Origin of the sequence: Prevotella sp. DNF00663, from assembly GCF_001553265.1 — a bacterium.
Lineage (GTDB): Bacteria > Bacteroidota > Bacteroidia > Bacteroidales > Bacteroidaceae > Prevotella.
The window spans coordinates 1-1,642 of record NZ_KQ960643.1; the positions used below are offsets into that span (position 1 = coordinate 1).

Sequence of the window (1,642 nt, forward strand, 5' to 3'; positions counted from 1 at the left end):
AAACATATGAACACAACGTTATCTTTATCTCTTGCCGGTCTGACATTGGCCATGTCTCCGGCCAGCATGATGGCTCAAAATCGTGCTCAGAAGCCTATGAATATCGTATTCATCATGAGCGACGACCATGCCTATCAAGCCATCAGTGCCTACGATCCAAGCCTTATCAAGACCCCTAATCTAGATTGGTTGTCTCAGCATGGCGTACGCTTTACCAACAGCTTCGTGGCCAATTCACTCAGCGGACCGTCGCGTGCCTGCATGCTTACCGGTAAACATAGCTATTCAAATGGGTTCACCGACAATACCAAGAGGTTTGACGGAAGCCAGCAGACTTATCCGAAATTGCTGCAGAAAGCAGGCTATGAGACGGCTATTGTGGGTAAGTGGCACCTCTCGTCCAATCCCACCGGCTTCGATTACTGGAATATCCTTATTGGTCAGGGAGAATATTACAACCCCGATTTCATCGACAATGGCAAGCGTGTAAGACTGCCGGGATACGTCACCAACATCACCACCGACTTGGCATTGGATTGGTTGGACAAGCGTCACAACCCCAATAAGCCTTTCTGTCTGCTCATCCATAACAAGGCACCTCATCGTGTTTGGATGCCCGACACATGTGATTTGGATGCCTTCAACGACCGCGTTTACCCCATGCCCAAGACCTTCTACGACGACTATAAAGGTCGCAAGGCGGCCGCCAAACAGGAGATGAGCATCATCAAAGACATGGACTTGGTGTATGACTTGAAGATGGCTGACAAGGAAAACGAGATACATTCCAATCCCGAACTGGAGAAGTGGGGACGCGCCAACTATGCCCGAATGACTCCCTCTCAGCGTGCACAGTGGGACAAACACTACGACCCCATCATACAGAAGTTTAAGAAGGACGGTCTTTCGGGACGTGCTTTGGCTGAGTGGAAGTACCAACGCTACATGCACGACTACCTCCGTGTCATCCGTAGTGTGGACAGAAATGTGGGCAGAGTGATTGACTATCTGCGTCAACATGATATGCTTGACAACACCATGATAGTCTATACATCCGACCAAGGATTCTATCTAGGCGAACATGGATGGTTCGACAAGCGCTTCATGTACGAAGAATCGTTCCGCACACCGCTCTTGGTTTATTATCCCAACGGCAAGCGTGGCGATATAGAGCAGATGGTACAGAACATCGACTACGCTCCTACATTCTTACAGGCAGCTGGTGTTGACGTGCCCAAGGATATACAAGGCGTTTCTATGTTGCCATTGTTGAAGGGTGAGAAGCCTAAGAACTGGCGCAAGTCGCTCTATTACCACTATTATGAGTATCCTGCCGAGCACTCCGTATGTCGCCACTATGGTGTGCGTACCGACCGTTATACGCTCATCCATTTCTATAACGACATCGATACATGGGAGTTGTACGACCTGAAGAAAGACCCCGAGCAGATGCACAACCTCTATGGTAAGCCCGGTTTCGAGAAGCTTACGAAGAAACTCAAGAAAGAGTTAGCACGACTCAGGGAGCAATACAACGAGACGAACGTCACAGAATAGCGAGACGTTTTCAAACAGATAATCCCGGTTATTCACCTTATTGGTATATTCTAAGTATATCGTAAGGAGAGTAACCGGGATTTTT

General features: G+C 48.5%; 1 protein-coding gene. It reads left to right on the forward strand.

Annotation, left to right across the window (positions count from 1 at the left end; translation table 11 throughout):
- Positions 1-51 precede the first annotated feature (51 nt).
- The gene (locus HMPREF3034_RS08365; protein ID WP_231725647.1) at positions 52-1,557 is read left to right on the forward strand and encodes a sulfatase family protein; all 1,506 of its coding nucleotides are present in this window, start codon (positions 52-54) and stop codon (positions 1,555-1,557) included.
- The last annotated feature ends 85 nt before the right edge of the window (positions 1,558-1,642 follow it).

Excerpts from the sequence above, each read along its gene's own strand:
- HMPREF3034_RS08365 (WP_231725647.1), top strand. The coding sequence starts at position 52 with ATGTCTCCGGCCAGCATGATGGCTCAAAATCGTGCTCAGAAGCCTATG.